Annotated in this window: 19 protein-coding genes; 10 read left to right on the forward strand and 9 right to left on the reverse strand. The window is 48.8% G+C overall.

Going from position 1 to position 20,535, the window contains the following annotated elements:
- Positions 1 to 597: 597 nt before the first annotated feature.
- The 3 genes from treY to OC25_RS02135 all read right to left on the reverse strand — a co-directional run bounded on the left by treY (position 598) and on the right by OC25_RS02135 (position 6,820).
- Entirely contained in the window at positions 598 to 4,647 is a 4,050-nt protein-coding gene (gene treY / locus OC25_RS02125; protein ID WP_039471211.1) for a malto-oligosyltrehalose synthase, read from the reverse strand.
- Positions 4,640 to 6,514, reverse strand: a complete 1,875-nt coding sequence (treZ, locus tag OC25_RS02130; protein WP_039471213.1) for a malto-oligosyltrehalose trehalohydrolase — start codon at positions 6,512 to 6,514, stop codon at positions 4,640 to 4,642. The genes treY and treZ overlap by 8 nt, the downstream gene beginning before the upstream one ends.
- Before the next feature lie 93 nt (positions 6,515 to 6,607).
- Entirely contained in the window at positions 6,608 to 6,820 is a 213-nt protein-coding gene (locus OC25_RS02135) for a hypothetical protein (RefSeq protein ID WP_039471215.1), read from the reverse strand.
- Between the two features lie 213 nt (positions 6,821 to 7,033).
- Here OC25_RS02135 and OC25_RS02140 point away from each other — a divergent pair, with 213 nt between their 5' ends.
- Positions 7,034 to 7,252 (forward strand): hypothetical protein, encoded by a 219-nt coding sequence (locus OC25_RS02140; protein WP_156131369.1) that lies wholly within the window; start codon positions 7,034 to 7,036, stop codon positions 7,250 to 7,252.
- A gap of 65 nt (positions 7,253 to 7,317) precedes the next feature.
- On the opposite strand, the gene OC25_RS02145 is transcribed toward OC25_RS02140, so the two are convergent.
- Positions 7,318 to 8,151, reverse strand: coding sequence for a DUF72 domain-containing protein (locus tag OC25_RS02145; RefSeq protein ID WP_245221858.1), 834 nt, complete (start codon positions 8,149 to 8,151; stop codon positions 7,318 to 7,320).
- Positions 8,152 to 8,632: 481 nt separating this feature from the next.
- Between OC25_RS02145 and OC25_RS02150 the strand changes: the two genes are divergently transcribed.
- The 3 genes from OC25_RS02150 (at position 8,633) to OC25_RS02170 (ending at position 11,627) form a co-directional block, all read left to right on the forward strand.
- Entirely contained in the window at positions 8,633 to 9,097 is a 465-nt protein-coding gene (locus OC25_RS02150; RefSeq protein ID WP_039471219.1) for a low affinity iron permease family protein, read from the forward strand.
- Between the two features lie 33 nt (positions 9,098 to 9,130).
- Entirely contained in the window at positions 9,131 to 10,375 is a 1,245-nt protein-coding gene (locus tag OC25_RS02155) for a DUF2252 domain-containing protein (protein ID WP_052265891.1), read from the forward strand.
- Between the two features lie 658 nt (positions 10,376 to 11,033).
- On the forward strand, positions 11,034 to 11,627 hold the full coding sequence (locus tag OC25_RS02170; protein ID WP_039471226.1) for a YciE/YciF ferroxidase family protein: 594 nt from the start codon (positions 11,034 to 11,036) through the stop codon (positions 11,625 to 11,627).
- 241 nt (positions 11,628 to 11,868) lie between these two features.
- Here the strand turns inward: OC25_RS02170 and OC25_RS02175 are convergent, their stop codons facing one another.
- Both OC25_RS02175 and OC25_RS02180 read right to left on the reverse strand, forming a co-directional pair.
- Entirely contained in the window at positions 11,869 to 12,180 is a 312-nt protein-coding gene (locus OC25_RS02175; protein WP_156131370.1) for a hypothetical protein, read from the reverse strand.
- Positions 12,181 to 12,206: 26 nt separating this feature from the next.
- Positions 12,207 to 12,731, reverse strand: coding sequence for a DUF4385 domain-containing protein (locus OC25_RS02180; protein WP_052265892.1), 525 nt, complete (start codon positions 12,729 to 12,731; stop codon positions 12,207 to 12,209).
- Positions 12,732 to 13,091: 360 nt separating this feature from the next.
- On the opposite strand from OC25_RS02180, the gene OC25_RS02185 reads away from it, so the two are divergent.
- Both OC25_RS02185 and OC25_RS02190 read left to right on the forward strand, forming a co-directional pair.
- Positions 13,092 to 13,667 carry a GDSL-type esterase/lipase family protein gene (locus tag OC25_RS02185; RefSeq protein WP_052265893.1) on the forward strand — a complete coding sequence of 192 codons (576 nt, stop codon included), beginning with the start codon at positions 13,092 to 13,094 and terminating at the stop codon, positions 13,665 to 13,667.
- A gap of 6 nt (positions 13,668 to 13,673) precedes the next feature.
- Complete coding sequence (locus tag OC25_RS02190) at positions 13,674 to 14,438, forward strand: hypothetical protein (RefSeq protein ID WP_039471230.1); 765 nt, start codon at positions 13,674 to 13,676, stop codon at positions 14,436 to 14,438.
- Here OC25_RS02190 and OC25_RS26650 read toward each other — a convergent pair.
- Genes OC25_RS26650 through OC25_RS28505 form a run of 3 tightly spaced genes read right to left on the reverse strand, consistent with a single transcriptional unit; the run spans position 14,421 to position 16,780 of the window.
- Positions 14,421 to 15,101 (reverse strand): SOS response-associated peptidase, encoded by a 681-nt coding sequence (locus OC25_RS26650; protein ID WP_052265894.1) that lies wholly within the window; start codon positions 15,099 to 15,101, stop codon positions 14,421 to 14,423. The two genes, OC25_RS02190 and OC25_RS26650, sit on opposite strands and share 18 nt — an antisense overlap.
- A gap of 22 nt (positions 15,102 to 15,123) precedes the next feature.
- Positions 15,124 to 16,368 carry a Y-family DNA polymerase gene (locus OC25_RS02200; protein ID WP_039471232.1) on the reverse strand — a complete coding sequence of 415 codons (1,245 nt, stop codon included), beginning with the start codon at positions 16,366 to 16,368 and terminating at the stop codon, positions 15,124 to 15,126.
- Positions 16,352 to 16,780: a LexA family protein gene (locus OC25_RS28505; protein ID WP_425339062.1), complete on the reverse strand. Its 429-nt coding sequence runs from the start codon at positions 16,778 to 16,780 to the stop codon at positions 16,352 to 16,354. The genes OC25_RS02200 and OC25_RS28505 overlap by 17 nt, the downstream gene beginning before the upstream one ends.
- Positions 16,781 to 16,955: 175 nt before the next feature.
- Between OC25_RS28505 and OC25_RS02210 the strand changes: the two genes are divergently transcribed.
- The 4 genes from OC25_RS02210 (at position 16,956) to OC25_RS02230 (ending at position 19,581) form a co-directional block, all read left to right on the forward strand.
- Positions 16,956 to 17,195, forward strand: coding sequence for a hypothetical protein (locus tag OC25_RS02210; protein WP_039471235.1), 240 nt, complete (start codon positions 16,956 to 16,958; stop codon positions 17,193 to 17,195).
- A gap of 48 nt (positions 17,196 to 17,243) precedes the next feature.
- Entirely contained in the window at positions 17,244 to 17,684 is a 441-nt protein-coding gene (locus OC25_RS02215; RefSeq protein WP_039471237.1) for a hypothetical protein, read from the forward strand.
- Between the two features lie 306 nt (positions 17,685 to 17,990).
- Positions 17,991 to 18,509 carry an RNA polymerase sigma factor gene (locus tag OC25_RS02220; protein WP_039471239.1) on the forward strand — a complete coding sequence of 173 codons (519 nt, stop codon included), beginning with the start codon at positions 17,991 to 17,993 and terminating at the stop codon, positions 18,507 to 18,509.
- Between the two features lie 430 nt (positions 18,510 to 18,939).
- The gene (locus OC25_RS02230) at positions 18,940 to 19,581 is read left to right on the forward strand and encodes a DUF305 domain-containing protein (RefSeq protein WP_039471243.1); all 642 of its coding nucleotides are present in this window, start codon (positions 18,940 to 18,942) and stop codon (positions 19,579 to 19,581) included.
- Positions 19,582 to 20,535 lie beyond the last annotated feature (954 nt).

Consider the following 20,535-nt stretch of genomic DNA (forward strand, 5'->3'; position numbering starts at 1 on the left):
TCTGATTAGGATTCAAAACAAAAAAAGCGGACGTTTTTTTCAAAACCTTTTAACATTTTTTAACAATTCTATTTTTTTGAACAGGTCTCATTAATTGCTTTACTACCATGCTTTGAGAACAAGTGCAGATTTCACTAAAACTGTACATTTCGTTTCGCTCCAAACTGGACGCGAATCTGGCTGCCGGATTTTTTGGTAAATCTTCCCTTTCCCTCTGAAAGCTTAGCCCTCTGGCTCCAGATTTTCTTCTTTCCCTGGCTGCTCGGTTTGAATTAGCTCTGGATCCGGATTCAATACTTGTCTCAAGATCAATTACCGGTTAGCTTGCTGAGAGTAACCTGAAATCCTTAAAAAAAATGCGCAGAAGCGTTTAAATCTCATCTGATGTGCAAGATCACACCAGCAGCCTGTTTTGGCTCCGGGCTTTAACATGGCCTGAACTTAGAGATTTTATGGGAAATAGTGAGCGGAGAATTTCTGATCCAAGATCAGTCCGTACAGCTTGGAACGAAACAGCCCGTCAATTTGGAGCGAAATGAGGTGACGCACCTGAAACCACATGTCCATTTCAGGTAACAAAAACACCTCCCCCCAAATCTACACCATTCTGCCAAACACCTCCGCCTGTTGGCAAAGCCACTGGGCATGTCCAGGGCTTAATTCCTTTGCATCCAAACGCCAGAGCCAGTTCCCTTCCACACTGCCCGGACTGTTCATTCTGGAATCCCCACCAAGTCCCAGCACATCCTGAACAGGCAATATGGCTATTTTAGCCTTGGAAGAATAGACCATCCTGGCCACCGCCTCATGTACCTCCTCACCCTTGATCCCCGGACCTATATATAATCCCAACCGCTTTTTCCCTTCCCGCCCCAATTCATTTTCGTACCAGCCTTTTACGGTATTGTTATCATGTGTTCCACTATACACTACGCAGCAGTCATCAGCAAAATTATGCGGGATATTGGGTGATACCAGTAGATCGTCACCGAAGGCAAACTGGACAACCTTCATGCCCGGAAAAGCAAGTTCCTGGCGCAGGGATTCGACATCCGCCGAAATTTCGCCCAGGTCCTCAGCAATAAAAGGAAGGGTGCCAAGTGCTTTCTCAATCGAACGAAAAAACTGCAGACCCGGTCCTTTGACCCATTTGCCACCGCTGGCATCATCATCCCCCGCATCAACTTCCCAAAAAGAAGCAAAGGCCCGGAAATGGTCCAGGCGCACCAGGTCAAAAAGCTCCATATTTTTCTTCAACCTGCGTTTCCACCATGCAAAGCCGTCGGCTTCCATACTTTCCCAGTCAAAAACCGGCATGCCCCAGAGCTGCCCTTTTTCGTTAAAGTAATCCGGCGGCACTCCGGCTATCTTTAGAGGGTTGAGCTCAGTATCGAGTTTGAACATCCCGGGCTGTTTCCAGACCTCAGCCGAATCCCGGTCTACATAAAACGGCAGGTCACCGATGATCCTGATGCCGTTCTCCCCGGCATATTCCTTCAATGCCGTCCACTGCCTGTAAAAGATAAACTGCTGCCACTTAATTTCGCTGATCTCAGCGGCATTGGATTTTGAAAACGATCGCAGGACCTTCTCATCCCTGCTCCGGTAGGTTTCTGGCCAACGGTACCATTCCTCGTTTTCATAATGGTTTTTAATAGCGGTATACAGTGCAAAATCTTCCAGCCATTCATACTCAGCGCTGCAAAACTTCCCGTAAAGCTCCCACAACGGTCCACTGGCGATTTGCCGAAAACGCCCATAAGCCAGCCCCAAAAGTCTGCCCTTTGATCTCTCCACTGCATCAAAATCGATCCGGTTATTTAGGGTCAGCTGAGCATCTGCCAATTCTTCCCCGGTCAACAGCCCATCATCCAGAAGCCCCTCTGGACTGATCAGCAGCACATTGCCGGCAAAGGCGGAACTGCTGGAATAGGGCGAATGCCCATTACCTGCCTTGGTCGGATTTAACGGCAATATCTGCCAATAGCGCTGCCGCGCGCTGGCCAAAAAGCGGACAAAATCCCTTGCCCCCGGCCCCAGATCTCCTATCCCAAAGACAGACGGGAGCGAACTGATGTGCATCAGGATACCTGCAGACCTTTCCGGCTGCTGTTCCTGCAGCGCAAGCAATGCTATCGGCAAGGCTCCAAATAACTGGTTAATCCTGATCCCCCCATGCAGGATATCTTTGGCCCCTTTCTGCTTCCAAAGCAAATCCTGCCACTTCAATGGCAGGCCCTTGGGCAAAACGATCTCGGTATCCAGCCAGTCGAAACCTACCCCTGCAATAGAATCCGTCAAGCCCGCCAGCCCCAACGGAACCGCAACCAAGATACACTGATCTTCAAAGCGCCTTAAAAAAGCGCAGATATGCTGCCGGTATTTCCCCTTCACCGTTAATGGAATATATTTCCCCTGCTCAAAAACTGCAGGGCAATCACTCCTGATTTTCATCAGCACATGGGACAACCAAAGTTTGGTTTTACCCGGATAACGCGCCTCCCAGAGCTTTTTAGGATTCCAACGGTCCAAACCGCCAAGCATTTCCTCCCGCCCTTTAAAATCCACCGGCCTGCGGTTATCCGGATCAACCAGGCTCAAATCCCACAGCTCGCTGCCCTGATAAAAATCGGGTATACCCGGACAGGTAACTTTAAGCAGCAACTGGGACAGGCTGTTGACCACCGCAAAGTCTGCCATCTTTTCCAGGAACCTGGTGATAATCTGATTAGCTTCGCTATCCGGCCTTGTCAGTTGGTCCACAAAGTCTGTTAACCTACTTTCATAGGCTTCATCCGGCTCGGCCCAGCCTGAGCGCTTTTTCGCCTCTCTCAGGGCCTTCTGAACATATTCGTCCATCCGTTTAGCAAGATCATCCGCTTCTTCCCCCGGCATCGGCAAAATCCCCACAACGGTCTGTATCATCAGGTAGATATCGTTGGGATGCAAAGCTTCAACTGAAGGGTCTGTTTTTTTAAGGCGATTGAGCCAGTCCAGAAGTTGTTTCACCACTTTTGCCCAAACAGATGGAATATCGCTGAGCACATTCAGGCGCGCCCTGACATCTTCTCCGCGCTTGGTGTCATGGGTGGCAGTGGCGTTAAGCGATAGTGGCCAAAGACGCTGTCTCTCCAGCATCAGTTCGTGAAAAGCGGAAACCTTTAAACCAAAAGCAGCAGCGGCATCGCCTACCTCGTTATGGCCGATAAACCGGTTATAGGTGAACATCAGCGTATCCTCAATCCCTTTGGCCATGAGCGGCCCGGTAAACTGCATACAGCGCTGGTAGAAACGGGATGTTTTCTTATTCACTACAGTACTGTTTTTGTCCGGTCCGGTCAGAAACAGTTCCTCCAGGAAGCAGGCTGCATTGCGTAAAGCCGGCTGGGAACTGACTGGGGCAATCAATGCCGCAATTTTTTCCCGCTCATCCTTAGGCAAGGGCAAACTATAGGTATAATACCTATAAACGGGCATCCCGATCAGCATTTCCCCGAGAGCCCTTTTCAGGTTTTCCCTGCCAATCTCTTCCAGCTTTTCCGGGTCCACCAGCTTCAGCTCCATTAACAACCCCAACAGGTTATCCAATTCACCCTGCATGTGGCCGTACAAAATATCACCTTTCTTTCCATACACCATGGAGCTGACATCCTGTTTTTTACCCGTAACCTGCTGATAGAGGTCATCGAAGGGTTTAACGGCATTCCGGTCCGTGAACAGGTTGTTCACCATGGCAAGGAAGTCATATCCGGTAGTGCCCTGAGCCGCCCAGGATGAGGGCAACTGCTCGCCTTCTTCCAATATCTTCTCCACGGTAATATATACATCTTCCCCAACATGCTGCCGTAGGTCCTGCAGATAGGCTTCCGGGTCAAAAAGCCCGTCAATGTGATCGATTCTCAATCCCTGGAATAGCCCTTTTTCAACCAGATTAAAAATATAGGCATGATAAGCATCAAAGACTTCCCTTTCCTGGATATTCAGGCAGATCAGGCTATTCACCGTAAAAAAACGCCGATAGTTGATCCTCGATTCAGTTTCCTGCCAATGGCAGGGCCGGTAGTGCTGCATGCCGATCAACTCCTCCAGCAAAGCCGGATCCCGGTTCACTTTCCCCGCACCATGGCTTTCCAAAAAGGCCAGCCCCACATCGTTTACAGGCCAGCAGTTCCCACCGAAATCCAGGCCATATGCACCAGCAGTCTTTTTTACCCGGATAGCACGCTCCGCTACCGCCCCTTCAAGATCAGTGCCCAGAAAAGGCACCATCATCTTTTCACTAAAATCGATATCAAAATACCTCCAAAATGCTGATGTTTCCCCATGCTTTAACACATCCATCAGCCAGCTATTGCCGGGATGAAAGGCCATGTGGTTGGGCACAATGTCCTGCAACCAGCCGATGCCCGCAGCCTTCAATTTCCTGTTCAAGACAATAAGCTGCTTCTCGGTACCGATTTCGGGGTTGATCATCAGCGGATCGGTTACATCATAGCCATGGCTACTGCCGGGCATGGCCTTAAAGATCGGCGAGGCATATAGGGTATCAACGCCAAGGCTTTTCAGGTAGGGTATAATCCGCTCAAGTGATCTGAAATCAAAGTCTTTGTTAAACTGGATACGGTAGGTAGATTTTGGTCTATACATGTTTTGCTGCTAATATTAAAAGTGATTCTGCTTTAACGCTGATGCTTCCATCAGCCGAAACCTGGTTAACAGTATGGCCATATCCTCCCCACACTTCAGCGGATGAATCCACCAGCGTCTCCCAGTCGTGGCGGGGGCTGAGCCGGAAGACCTGCCCGCTGTCCGAAAAATTCATCAGGGCCATGACCTGCACACTATCGTTCCATCTTTTCAGCACCAGGCAGTTCTGCTCCGGCAGCGCTGTTGCTTTAAGCTGGATGCGATCTAAGGATGAAAGCACAGGATGGGTTTTCCGCAGCACGATCAAGGCCCTGTAATAGTTCAGCAACTGCTGCTGCTTAAGGCCGGTCACTGCTGCCCAGTCCAGCCGGGAAGAGATAAAAGTTTTTTCATCCTGTGGATCCGGCGCCTCCCTGGACTGATGGAAAGCGGCAAATTCGGCTTTCCTGCCCTTTCTGACCGCTTCGATAAGCCCAGGATCGGAGTGGCTGATAAAAAACATAAAGGGATGTTCCTCCCCATATTCCTCCCCCATGAAAATGAGTGGGATAAATGGACTGCAGAACACCGCGCCTGCCAGCAGTTTCAGCATTTCCCCACTGACCAGCCTGCTGCTGCGTTCGCCCAGCATGCGGTTGCCAATCTGGTCATGGTTCTGGGAAAAAACGGTAAACTGTTCCCCCGGGTTCCCCGCTGCCGGCGCCCCGAAGGTTTTATCCCGGTGTGGAGAGTATTGCCCATCGTACACGTAGGCATGCGCGTAAGATTTCGCCAGGTGCTCCACACCATTAAAGTCACTATAATACCCCTCCTTGGGCTGTCCTGCCGCCACACGCAGCGCATGATGGAATTCATCCACCCATTGCCCGTCCATCCCGTAGCCATTAACCTGGACAGGATTGATATAGCGGTTATCGTTCAGGTCAAGCTCGGCAAAAAGCTGGTACTGCCTTCCGGTCTTAACAGCAAGCTGTTCAGTATATGATCTGATTGCAATCAGGATATGTACCGCACTAAAATCTTTTATGGCATGCACCGCATCCAGCCTGAGCGCGTCGATATGGAAATCACGGAACCACATCAGGGCATTTTCGATAAAATAATTCCTTACCCCGTCACAGCCCGCATCATCAAAATTGATTGCCTTCCCCCATGGGGTAAGGTATTTGTCCGTAAAATAAGGACCAAAATCACCGAAATAATTACACTCCGGCCCCATGTGGTTATAGACCACATCCAGTATCACCGCGAGCCCCCTGGTATGGCAGGCATCCACCAGCCGCTGCAAATCTTCCGGACCGCCATAGCTGTTCTGCACCGCAAAGGGATATACCCCATCATAACCCCAGTTCCGCTCTCCCGGAAACTGTGCAACAGGCATAATTTCAACGGCTGTAATCCCGAGTGAAACCAGGTAATCAAGTTTAGTTTGAATACCCTTGAAATCACCGCCTGGGCTAAAGGTTCCGACATGCAATTCGTAAACGATATAATCTTTCCGGGGAATCCCCTTCCAGTTCCGATCAGACCATTCAAAGGCCCCTGGATCAAATGCGGTTCCCCTCCCACCAAGTCCGTCCCTGAAATAAAGCGCGGCAGGGTCATTCCGGACAAGCCGGGAGACGCCATCTTTCCCGTGGCCGCCTGCTTTCAGGATTTCAAAGGCATAACTATCTCCTACCTTCATCTGGTCTGTCCGCATGTACCAATACCCGCGTTCCAATTGCTCCATATCCAGCGGAACTGGTAGATGATCCGCTATCAGCATTACCTTGCAGGCAAATGGCGCCCAAATCATAACCTCTGCAATGCCTTCCGCTAAAAAATTCAGGCCGATTTTTCGGCGGCCGATCTCTATTTGCATCATTTACAGTAAAACAGTTTAAATATTCCGGCAGCCGCATTCGGACAGCCATTTAAAGTGATAACAAAGACCATCCCTTAATGGTTAAGCGAAAAACTATTTAAAACCTCTCCGGGTCGACACCAGGTTTATTTTCGCCAGGGTTAATTCACCAATAATCTCGACAATGTGCGCGTTAAGCACTGCCGTCGATCTTACCGGCTCTTCATTTTCAGCCATGAGCAGATTGATTTCTGCAGGCCCTTTGATCGCTGTTCCGCGGATAAGCGAGCCCAAAAAAGCTTTCAGCTCCATCGTTAATTCTTCCATATGGTCTTTCTTTAAAAAGCCATGATCCGGCTAAAAAGTTTTGCCCATTAAAAAAAAACTTAAAATGCATCACCGGTCAAATGCTGTTTTGGCCCTTCGGTTATCCAGAACGCCAGGAACCCGAAACAAAAAACCTATTTTCAGGGTTCCATTAGCATGACAGCCTTTAACATCCAAATTTCCCACAATGGGGAACCCTTCATCTTAAGCATTATGCCAAAGGACGATTATTTTATCATCAGCCACGGAGAAAATATAATCGGAGCGACAAGGCAGGAAGGTTCGGACTGGATTTTGATGCAACGGGATGAAATTGAAGAGTGGCGGTTGGTCGGATGCGATAACCATCCTGCTCAGAACAGCAAACCCATCATACTGGGTGCAGCAGAGATCAACCAGATTGCAGGCGAGATCGAAAACCACATGAAATAATAAAAGCTGCCATCCATCAGATAGTCAGCTTTCCACTAAGCCGGACAGCGCACCTTGACCGCACATTAAACCATGTCATCAACCAATCCCCTGAGGGTTCTTAAATTCCCATAGGCATCCCCCATCGTATTGTTAAAATAAACATATACCTTTTTCCCCTCCGATAACCATTCTGCAATATATCCTGCATACTCAGACAGCACATCTTTACTATAACTACCCCGGTAATTACCGCCCGGCCCATGGAAACGCAGGTAACGGAAATCGGTATCAGGCCCTTCAGCAGGCCCAGCCCCCATGCCTTTATCATGTACAACCATTCCCAAACCATATTCCCCCAAAAGTTCCATTACCTCATCTATATACAGCGAAGCATGACGGAACTCTACCGCAATCTTCCATTTTCCTTCCGCGTCTTGTTCACGAAGGCTGGCCATCAGCCTGGAGAGCTGTACAAAGTTCGCTATCCTGACACCAGGGGGAAACTGCACCAAAATAAAGCCCCGTTTCTCCCCGACTGCCGAAACCACTTCCATAAACCGGCCCAGCTCATCCGGATCAAAGGCCAGTTGCGGGTTATGTGTGATCCCCCTGAACAGCTTAAAGGTAAAGCGGAATCCTTCCGGCACTTCACCTGCCCACTTTTTAACCGTTGCGGCCATCGGAATCTTGTAAAACGAACTGTTGATCTCAATACTGTCCATCAATGAGCCATAATAACAGAGCCTCGACTTTTCCCTGAACTCCCCGGGATAATGCAGTTTATTGGGCACGGGTAATATGAGCCCGCTTGTTCCTGAATAAAAACCTTTAATTTCCTGTTCCATTCCCTTAGCAACACAGCCATTGGCCAAATTGTTGTCAAATCCGTGCAGCAAGTCTTCCAATTCCATCTCCATATTTAGTAGCCAGGTCAGAAACCTGTCCAAAAAGGAATAAAAAAACAACAGAAAAGATGGTAAAAAAACGCATCTCCTGCTTAAACCATACGACAGCTATTTTGACTGTTCCCCTTTAATTATCTCTTCCAATAATACACCAGGATTAAACCAGGCAAAAAATCAAAACAGCCAAATAAAAAGAAGCGGCAAGCCCAGTAGATTATCTCTTCCTGTATTAAACCAGCACAAAACCAGGTGAAAAATGGAAAAATGATTCTACTATATAGACCATATCTATATTAATCAACCAATCCCTTAAATAGCTTTTCTAATAACATACCGGAATAAAACCGGGCATAAAAAAACAGAAAAAGGAAACTCCCATAAAAAATACGGCCTGCAAACCAACACACAAAACACTGTATATAAAACACATACCAATAACGCCAAAACCATTCGCCGCTAAACATTGTACTAGCTATAAATGCAATCAGACACCATGAAAAAACAGAACCTATTCGAACGCATCTCCAACCAGATCACCTGCTGGACAGGTAGCCCCTGGGCATTTATCATCGCCCTGGCAACCGTCATCATCTGGGGCATCACCGGTCCACTGTTCCACTATTCAGATACCTGGCAACTGGTCATCAATACCGGAACCACCATCGTCACTTTCCTGATGGTCTTTCTGATCCAAAAAACCCAGAACAAGGACTCCAAGGCCATACAATTAAAACTAAACGAACTCCTTGCTGCCAGCCGCCATGCCAGTAACCGCATGGTCGATATCGAAGACCTGACCGAAGCCGAGCTGGATACCCTGCGTAAATATTACCAAAAACTATCGGACGAGGCCGAAAAGGATGACGACATCCATAAATCACATTCAATTGATTCTGCCGAAAAACTTGCCGAAGAAAAAGGCCAGTCACCCAGAAGTGTTAAGACAAGCCATGATTAAGAAAATAAAGCGATCCATTTCAACAAATACGATATGTCATCACGCAGCGAAAAAATAAGGGCATTCAACAAAAACCGCCTCCCCTCCATAGTCAATCTGAAATACAGCGCTATGCTGGAAAATGCCTTCCGCTTCTACCGCGGAACCTGCCACTTGTTCTACGAACGCATTTCGGCCCTTAAATCAATGCCCAAATCCCCTACCGGATGGATCAGCGGTGACCTGCACCTGGAAAACTTCGGTAGCTACAAGGGCAATAATAAACTGGTCTACTTCGACCTGAACGATTTTGATGAAGCGGTCAAAGCGCCTGTGTTATGGGAAGTGGTACGGCTGGTGACCAGTATCTTCATTGCTTTCCAGACCCTGGAGATCGACGGCGAACAGGCCATGAACATGGCAGCACTTTTCCTTAAAAGTTATGGTACAACACTCATCGGCGGAAAAGCAATGGACCTGGATCCCAGGACAGCAAAAGGCATAACCGGAGACTTTTTAAAAAGGGCGGAGAAGAGTTCCCCAGTTGAACTCCTGCAGAAACGCACACTAAAAAAAGGCCGCAAACTGCTACTCGATACGACTGACGAACGGCATTTCAAACTCAAAAAAGAGCTCAGATCCGAACTGATCGGTTTCATGGAGGAATGGTTATCGCAAAATAACGACAGTCCTTATAATTACCGCGTAAAGGACGTAGTCTACCGCCTGGCCGGAACGGGAAGCCTGGGACAGAAACGCTACCTTTTCCTGCTCAGGAGCACACAGAAAAAAGACCATTATCTGCTCCTTGACATGAAACAGGCCTATTCTTCCTCGCTGATCCCTTTCCTCGACATTCCCCAGCCCAAATGGCCAAACGAGGCCGAACGGATCGTCACGGTACAGAAACGCATGCAGCATGTCTCTGCATCACTGCTTTCTACAGCCAAATTTAAAAGGGAAGACTATGTCATACAGGAACTCCAGCCGGTAAAGGATACCCTGAAGTTTAAACTGATCAGGGAAGAGTACCGCAAGCTCTACCAGGTGATCGATGACATGGCCATGCTCACCGCATCCTCACAGCTCAGGAGTTCGGGCATGGACGGATCGGCTACCAAGGATGAACTGAAAGTGTTTGCCTCCGGAACAAACTGGCAACAGCAGATCCTGGACATCGCTACCGAGCAGGCCGCACTGGTATGCGCTGATTTCGGTGCCTTCCAGCAGGATCACAGGAACGGGGCTTATCAGCCAGTACATAAAAATAAAGCCAGGGAGGAACTAGCTATGCGCTGACAGGCCAATGCTTACTGCTTAACCTATTTGATCATTTATTGCCCCGGATATAGCCCGGTGAGTCCACCGGGGCAACCTGGCAGAGGATAGCTTAAACCATCAATAAAATAAATTTGGATACAAAGATTGATCAGGGTCTGGCCAAAAATTACCGGATCACTTAATTACCAGTATCGTTCCTGCACGCCGCTCCAGGCGGAAATAGTACTGAACTTCCGCATACCGCCTAAGCACCTCGACATCTGCTACCACACCTTGCTTTCCGTCCACGCTTCTGATACGCGCTCCTATCCTGATCCCTTCAAGAACGGACTCATCGCTCCTGGAGGAAATCTCAAGATATTTACTGGCATCCGCATGCGGGCTCCGGCCCGATTTTTTGCGGGAACTTTCCCCTGACTGCTTTAAATGATATGCATCCTGATCCATATAACTATTTTCTAAAATATACGTAAAATGCCAGCTGTGGATTGCAGATGAAAAAAAAACGTAAAACTACGCGAAGTTATGCTCCAGATTTTGCGTTGCGGAAAAACCGGAAACAAGCATCGTTTTTCCCGCACCCAAAAAGCGTATAAATACGAATTAGCTAAATCCGCAAAACCATTAACGCGTAAAACGGGTTCTTTTTCCAACATACCTATAAAAGAAAATAATTATGGCAACGACAAAAACAACGGTAAAAACAGCGGCCAAAGCCCCGGCAAAATCAACAACCAAAACAAAGGGTACAGCGGCCTCTAAAACAGGAAAAATCGAAAACACTGAATTCCATGAATTCTTTGTAGATGAGCTAAAAGACATTTACTGGGCTGAGAAACACCTGGCCAAAGCCCTTCCAAAAATGAAGAAAGCGTCCACAAGCCCTGAACTGGCCTCAGCTTTCGAAAAACATACTTCGGAAACCGAGCAACATATCAGCACCCTGGAGCAGGTATTCGGGTTACTGGAAGAAAAAGCAGCGGCTAAAAAATGTGATGCAATGGCGGGTCTGCTGGAAGAGGCTGATGGCATTATTGCCGATACGGACAAAGGAACCATGATCCGTGATGCAGGGCTGATCCTGGCCGCGCAAAAAGTGGAACATTATGAGATCGCTACCTATGGAACTTTGAGGGTATTTGCGCAGAACATGGGGCGTGAGGATATTGCAGACCTGTTGACCCAGACCCTTGAAAACGAAAAAGCCACTGATGAGGCATTAACCCAAATCGCAGTCGGAGCGATCAATGCAGAGGCAGCGGCGGAATAAGCACAATATACACACAAACCATACAGGCCCTCCGGGGCTTTTTTTACGTCCAGCCCATTCTTTAGGGCAATGAGCTGTTGTGAGTTCCCGGTATATACGCTGTCTCATCCTCCCTCTGCCAAACGGCTTATACCTATATTGTTTACCAAATCATTATAAATTTAACAGCGTGCAGCGTTTACCGGCCAAAATCTCCCATAACCATCCGAATTACCCTGGCCCTTCACCCGGCTATGGAACGCTATTCTATCTCCCCTCCAGCAAGTCCTTCCAGGAACCAGCCTGATTTATAGTCAAAAAACGCTTCGCTGTCTCCGGACTCGCTGATCACCTTGCCTTTAAAATCATGTGCAATATCTTTCTCTGTCTCCAAAACTGACTTGGCCAACACCGCATACTCCTCCACATTAAGCCCGTCCCTGATCACATACCAGGGCTCGCCCTGTTCGGTATAACGGGTTTCCACCAGCCCTTCTTCAAACCTGGCCCTATCGGCACCATTCAGGGCACCACTATTTTTATCGTTATCCATCATATTAGTCTTATTTACCAAAAAATAAATCAATACCTTCCTAAAACTCAACCATAAGCTTTTTTCCAATCCGCTTTCGCCCGTTTATAACCCGGGTGATCTTCTGCCTTCTGCCAATAATCATAAAATACTGCGGCTGACCCCGCCTTTAGCTGCTCTCCCGTTCCCCTTTCCAGCATTGCATAATCATTCGCCTTATCATACTTACGACCACCCTTATAGTTTGCATAGCGCCTCGCCCGGGTATAGCCCATCTGCAGGTATTTCCGCGCAAGGTCAGCCCCCACAAAATCCCCAACATCCATAAAACCGCTAAACAACTCATAAATAGCTTCAGCACTCTCCAGCGCGATATCCGGATTCTTGAACCGCCACAACGGACCGATGACAGACTTATACGGCTGGCAGATCAGCACCCCCTGCTCGCCTTTCCCAACCCGGTACAACTCCGGATGTGCCCTATAGTCCACATCACTTTTCCAGGCGTATTTTTCTTTCCCGAAACCCAGATAGGATGGTCTGCGGGCATTAATCCCTGCAGTAGCATTAATATCTTTTCCCGGTCTGTCCATGGTAATATCTGCTGACCGGTTGTCTCACGGGGCTTTGGTTTTGGAAACATCCCGGTCGTTTTTGGATAACAACAGTCGCTAAAGACAAAAGGTTTGCCAGGAGTATACCAGCGTACCTTGCCGGCAGTCTAAAGACCAGCGGCACCCGGGCAACTGCATAAACGTCCAAAAACAGGCACACTGTTATACTACCATAATAAGCACTCCGTCAAAACAATCAAAACAGTTCGGAGGTTCTTAGATAACCTTAATCATCAATATAAATGTCACTGGAAGGACTTATCGCAATCCCGGCCCAAATATGTACCCATTGGAGCGGCGCTACTGCCCGCCGGCTTACCCATCGAAAGGAAATGGTAAATGGACAATAAAATTATTTTCTTCGGCGACAGCCTGGTAGCCGGCTACGGACTAAAAGACCCGGACAGGGAATCCATACCAGCCCTTATCGGCGCAAAGTTAAAACTGTTGAACTTAAACTACAGCGTGATCAATGCCGGCACCAGTGGCGACACGACCACTTCGGCCCAATCCAGGTTGGAGCATGTACTCCATGAAAACCCGGCGATTTTCGTGCTGGAACTTGGCGCCAATGATTTCCTGCGCGGCATCAGTCCTGTACTGATCCTGTCCAACCTCCAGCTCATCATCAGCCGGGTTAAATCCAGCTGCCCGTCTGCAGCTATCCTCCTCCTGTGCATCGAACTTCCCGACTGGGCAACCGGACTGCATCAAGAAGACTACAGCGGTATCTTTCCGGCACTGGCAGCAAAAAACGGCATTGCCCTGGTCCCCTCGTTCCTCAAAAATGTTGCAGGCGTCCGCTACCTGAACATGGATGATGGTGTCCACCCGCTCCGGGAAGGTTATCAGATCGCGGCAGAAAATATCTGGCCGGAGTTATACCAGATTATCCTGGAGCGTGAAACATCGTAATAACCAATGAGATCAACCATGCGAAAAAAAGCGAGGATCAAAGAAAAGGAAAAACTGGAAAAGGCAAGGTCTTTTGAACTTGCCGCTGATTTCCCGCAGGCCATCAAAACCTACAGATCGGTGCTTGCAGGAAATCCTGTCCATCTCCAGGCCGCAACCCGCCTGCTCGTCCTGCTGCGAAAAACCAAAGACCTGAACAGCGAAGTACAATTACTCAAAGCGCTGATCCCTGCCCAGCAAGCGCACCTGGATACCGCCTACCAAAGCTGGCTCGGCACGCACAGTGGCCTGGCCAAAGACACTGCCCCACTGGCCAGGATTCTCGGCCTGATCGGCAACCAAGACAGGCAGGTATCAAATGATGATACGCTGGCCAAATGGCAGTCCAGATTGCAGGCACTGGAAAAACGCCTGAAGGCGAAGCCAGCAAAAGCCACCGTAAAATCCAGGCTTGAAAAGAAAACAGAAGCGCTTAAAGAAAAACCAAAAAATGTAAAAACAAACACCAGTACTACAACCATGGCAACATCACTGCCTAAATCCCGGTCAAAAAAAGCTTCCGAAGCACTTAAACCAAAATCAAAAACCTTAAAAGTAAAGGCAGGTACTAGCCCTCTGGCAAAATCCCTTTCCAAATCCAGGTCCAACATGCAACCAAATGATCTTGATCGAAAACCGGCAACAAGCAAAGGCATTAAAGCCGGCAATAAACCAAACCCGAAAACAAAGACCGGGAAAGAAAATCCAAAACCGCTAGTCAAAAAGCGTTAGGTCCGGTCCCGAAGGCCTGTTGTTATTTGCATCCTTATTCCTTGCATTATTGATCTTGGCATCTACCTGCCAGCCCTTCAGCAGCTCATCATCTACCGGATGTAAGACTTTCAATCTTTCAGCGGCAGGCAGTTCCCTGTCCAGCCACACTGCACTTTCACGCTGCGAAAGGATACAGGGCATCCGGTCATGGATCTTGCCAACATACCGGTTGGCCGGCTGCATGATCATCGTACAGGACGGGATCACGATGCCCGTTTTGGGATCTTTCCAGCTGTCCCAGTAACCTGCCATCAACAGCATTCCCCCATCGCTCCTTTCAAAATAATAAGGCTGCCTGCTGCTCCCCGAACGGTCCCACTCATAAAAGCCTTCCACCACAAATACGCAATGCCTGCGCCCGATCAGGTTTTTATAGCTGGGCAGCGAATGCATCGTTTCGATCCTGCAATAAGTGGTGGAAAACTTTGGTACTTCAGCAGAACCCGCGGGAATTAAGCCCCACTTTACATAATGCAACCTGCCCGGCCTGGCATCCAGTATTACCGGCATATCCGTTCCAGGCGGCCGGTTGGTATCTTTTTCCCTTGGATCCCCGCCCAACAGCAATCCGGCCTTTGCCGCCATTGCCAGGCTTTCGCCTATCAGTGTTCTTCCGCACATATCTTTTTCCTTTTATCTGTTCCTATTTAACTTTTATAATGTCGCTCCACCTGGTGGTATAACCTTTGGAGAGATATTCATGTTTCAGCCGCCATTTCTTTTCATACCCCTCGCTCGCCATACGCAGCGTTCCCCGTCCAAAAGCCAGGTTAAGTTTATCCAGTACAGCAGACACCGTATCCTTCTTCCCACCGTCGTGGTCAAAAAAGGCATTGAGCTGCAGTTCGCTTTCCGGTACCAGTCCGGTAGCGATCACCCCCGCCTTCCTGTATTTCACCCCGTGCCTGAACAGCTTTGCCGAAACCCGCACCGCAACCCCCACCAGATCAGTTGTACTGTTACTGGCAATCAGCAGCTTATGGGTATGGCTCGGGAAGTGCTGGGGATGGTCTTCCCGGTTTTTATTGGTATACAGGAATACCTGCAGGTACAGGCAGCGCAGCTTCTCCCTACGCAGTTTCTCCGCCAGCCGGCTGGCATACAGCGTTACCGCCTCAGCCAGGATCTCAGGCTGCTCAATATAATTCCTGAACGAGCGGCTCACGGTAATGCCTTTCTTCACTTCCCTCACCTGCTCCAGCGGAATGGCAGGCCTGCCCCAAAGCTCATTCCACATGCGCTGCCCCATGATGGTCATGTGCTGCTTGAACCACATTTCAGGCATATCCCTCAGCTCTGCCGCCGTTCTTATGCCGAGCGCTTCAAACTTTTTGTAATGCTGCCTTCCAACGCCCCAAAGTTCATGTACCGGAAATTCCCGGACTGCAGCGGTAATCTTTTCCTCACTATCCAGCACCAACACCCCTCCGCTCTTTTTGGACATTTTATTGGCCAGTTTGGCCAACGTCTTGGTTGGCGCCACCCCTATCGACACCGGGATACCCGTATTGCGCACTACGGATTCCCTGATCCGGGGCACATAACTTTCCAGCTCCCTAACCCCGCCCAGCCAGCCAAAAGCCTCATCAATACTGTAAACATCCAGCCTGGGAAACCATCTGCTCAATTGGTGCATCACCCGCTCGCTCATATCCCCATACAGCACATAGTTGCTGGAAAATACCTGGATCGCAAACTTTTTGATCAGGTCCCGCACCAGAAACTCCGGATCGCCCATTTTAATCCCGCAGGCTTTGGCCTCCTCGCTCCTGGCAATCACGCAGCCATCATTATTGCTCAGCACGACAACAGGCCTGCCGTTCAGCTCCGGGCGGAAAAGCCTTTCGGCCGAGGCATAAAAGTTATTACAGTCACAAAGTGCAAACATTGCTGTACCTCCCTGTCCTTAATGCCTTTGGCAACATATTCCTACAGACCGAGGTCACCACCCCCCATATCTGTAGTGATCCGATCTCCGTCTCACGCGCAACATCCTGGTCATTTTTGAGCAAGGCCCCTGAATTTTCGGAGAGGAACACCCTGCAGCTAAATGCACCGGCCAGAAAGGCCACAACCACAGCCCCATGCGTAGCAGTGAGCGAGCGGTCTACAATGAGGATATCGCCACCAGAAATTCCGAAGGATTGCATATCCTCCCCCTCCATCTGAAAATAAAAGGTGGAATGGGGATCGATTACCAGCCTGTCGGTGATGTCAAGCCTGCCCTCCAGATAATCCGCGGCCGGGGACTGGAACCCCGAAATCTTTTGCTCTGCTCTTTTCTCAAACGACCTGATCATAAACCCCTTACTATTATTATCCCACAAAATTATACTAAAATTTTTAGCAAAAAGAATCTTCAACCATCATAAAACACAACCCCAGAGAATAATCAATTTCCTGCATGCCAAAAACCATTCACTATAAACTTTGTATTTACAATACCCGGTCATCACCGGAACAAAATATCATTATATGGAAAACCTGACCCTATCTGAAAACGCCAAGCGTTTCATGGACTACGCCGTTGATACCTTAAACGCGATGGACGGTGCGCCCGAACATAACCAGTCGCAAAAAGATGAGGTGACCGCAAAGATCGCCACACTTAAATCCTATCTGGACAAGCTGGAAAGCGCTTACCTCGGCACCATCCCGCTTGAGCACCAACCGCCCGTTGATCCGGAATACATCGCAGCTGCCGGCCACAGCTGATCCCGGCCAGACCATAACCTACCCTTCAACCCTTAAAACAAACACATAATGGGCAAAATCACAAACCTCATCTCAGGCCTCGCCGGCGCAGTGGTGCTGAACATCCTGCACGAATCCCTTAAAAGCAAGGGCAGCGGTATGCCGCATATTGATCGCCTGGGCGAACAGGCGCTGCAAAAATCACTGCGTTACCTGGGCACGGGCATTGAAGACGAACACAACCGCTATCTGGCCACCCTTGCGGGCGATGTTGCCGGAAATGCAGTATACTATAGCCTGATCGGCGGAAGAAACAGCCTGATCTGGCCAAAGGCAATTGCATTGGGCCTTGCCGCAGGTATCGGCGCAGTCACCCTGCCCCGCCCCATGGGCCTTGACCCCAAACCAGTCGCCCGCAATGCGCAAGCAACCACACTGACCATTGCCTATTATCTCACCGGCGCACTGGCAACAGCCTCCGTGCTGAAACTGTTCAAAAACCGCTTATAAGGGCAACATTTTTTCCCTGCTCACAATAAAAAGCAGAAATTTACGCTTATGTATAGGAGAGCGTTAATTTAGATTAAACGGGAACCTGTCTGATGATGGGTTCCCGTTTTCATTTTCATCCGATGGCGCAAGACACCGCTCCCGCCAATCCTTCCCCGCCATCCTCCGGCCTTCGGTAATTAATTCCTTTTTATGCGCATCTGCCCCAGGTATAAATACGGTCTTTACCCCTGATCACCTCCTCACCGAAACCAAAAAGCCCCGCGATTGTTAGCTATCCAGCTATTATACCTAATTGAAAACAACATGGATCAAAACGAATTCAGCCTGATTGCAGGCGAGCATGCAGTCGCGCTCCACATGCATGCATTAAAGTTCACCAGGGACGAGGACGAAGCGAAGGACCTGGTACAGGACACATTGGTCAAAGGGGTACGTTTCTGTGCTAATTTTGACCGGGGCACCAACGTAAAGGGATGGTTGTATGTGATCATGCGCAACACCTTTATCAACGATTACCACAAGGCCCAGAAAAGGCAGACCATCATCGGCCAGGAGGAAGAACTCAGCAGCCCGAACCTGCTTAAAAGCTCCACCCAAAACGCATCGGTTTCCACTTTTATGATGGAGGATATCCGCAAAGCCATGGCCAGTGTTCCCGAAACCTACAGCTACCCCTTCCGGCGTTACTTCGAGGGCTACAAATACGAGGAAATCTCCCAGGAGCTCGGTATTCCCCTCGGCACGGTCAAAACACACATCCACCAGGCCAGGTCGCTGCTCAAAAAATACCTGAAAAACTACCGTGACGGAGCCGGTGACTAAAGGGGCAAAACTTCCCTAAGCCCCACTCTTAAGATACACTCACATTAAACCACAAACTAGGGTTGTAGCAGTTTGCTACAGCCTTTTTTTACTTATCTGTTCTACTGGCCATTATCAACCCGGAAAAGTCAGTCACCAGCCTTCCCCCTCCACTATCCCGACCCTGTTTGACCGTAATCCCCTTATCAAAGCTACTCAGCAGCGCAAAAATTACCATAAGGTGATCCATAAACATCCATAATCTACACCGTTCCCATCCTCCCAACCTCACAGCCAGGACTTGCCTGATGTGTACAGCAAAATCCCACTGCACCTGTATGTTTAAATCCGCCCCGCAGCAACCAAACACCCATCCCCTCCTCCCAATCGGCAAATAAGCAAAACCAATCCTATTCAAACATGTTGTAACTGTACATCAATCTTTTACACCATGATCAACATCACCCATACCAGCATCATTCTTCTGGCGAACTCATTAATCTTCGCCACACCAGCGAAGCTGGAAGAAACGCCACAAACCCACATCACCGGGTCCACAACAACCCAGTCCAGTGACGCCGCCACACTTAACGAACTAAACCTACTCTGCAGCAAACAGCTGAGGGCAGCCGGACTGGCAAACAAACAGGGCAATAAGACCAAAGTGTGGGGGAATAAAGCAACTGAGGCTTTAAGCAGCTTCAGCACAGAACTAAAAGTGCTCGCCAAAAACAAATCGATACAACTCACAGGCACATTGCCGGCGGGCGGACAGCGTCCTGATGGCCGCACCGACTCCAGCCCGGAAAACCTGAAGGATACTGCAAGGCTAAACAATACAGCGGGGGAAGCCGGAAACAGTGGACTGGTCAAAACAACCCCAAAAGGAATAAACGATGAGGCAAACACTGCACTTGCAGAAAGCCTTTCCAAACTCAATGGAACAGCTTTCGACAGCGCTTACCAGGGCCTGCTCATCAGTGACCGGCCAGTAGCGGAAAAACTGCTAGCCAAAGCCGCCACCTCAAGCGACAGCGATATATCATCCTTTGCCAAAAAGTATTTAAGCAAACTCAGATCCGCCAGGTTCTAAAAACCTATCCGGTCGGAAACGTTCCCTGATGGACTTCCGGTCAAAAAATACACATCATTGTCAACGCACATACCTTATATGCTAAAAATACGAATCCCCGCACCAGCAGTTAACGAACAATCTTACTGCGTATGCCCTTAAAAATAAAAACATGAAAAGGCAATCGGATACCAATGTAACCTGCCTCTGCCCAGGAAAATTCATCACCGCATACAGCACTCCATTAAGCCCACGTGTGGGAATGTCTAACTGCAGGGCCGTTTATCCGGACTAAACTTAACCGATTAAAATAATTTAAATGTGAACCGATACGAATCAGATAGCTGAAAAATGTTCTTTTTGATTGGTGTCCGCTACAGCAGCCAGCTTCTTTTCCGCAAAACCGGACGCAGTTACAGGTAGCCCTCTACCCCGAGCTTAGCTCTTATTGCGCTATAAATGCTTTCCGGAATCGACCTGCTCCCCCAGCTCTGAAATCCATCTGTCCAGGTAAAGGTCCCGCCCACTATGGAACGCCCAGCCAGAGGCTCTTTTTATAATATTCAGGCTATTACCATCGTAATCAATACGGAAACTATACACATCCTCACCACAATCCCGGAAAATAAGAAGTGTACAAGTATACCTCCGCCCTTGGGCACCTGTAAAATAATATTTCGACATCAGATTTGAATATTGGGATATAGACAATTCAAAAATAACAAATATTCTCCAGTCCATATCCGTAAAAATACCAGATAATACCCTGAAGGTTCCATTCTGGCTACACACGCTGACCGCCCGAAAATGACTGGTGGATACACCGCCGGGGAGTACCTCAGTAAACCTTTTGATATTCATGTGCCGTTAAAGAAAATCGCCATGCAGTTAAACTGCCCAGCGAAGGGGCTTCTATCAAAACCCTACCGCCCATCATCATCCATCTTGCGCTCCAATGCTCCTTCAGTTCAGCCA

The organism is Pedobacter kyungheensis, from assembly GCF_000812965.1.
Lineage (GTDB): Bacteria > Bacteroidota > Bacteroidia > Sphingobacteriales > Sphingobacteriaceae > Pedobacter > Pedobacter kyungheensis.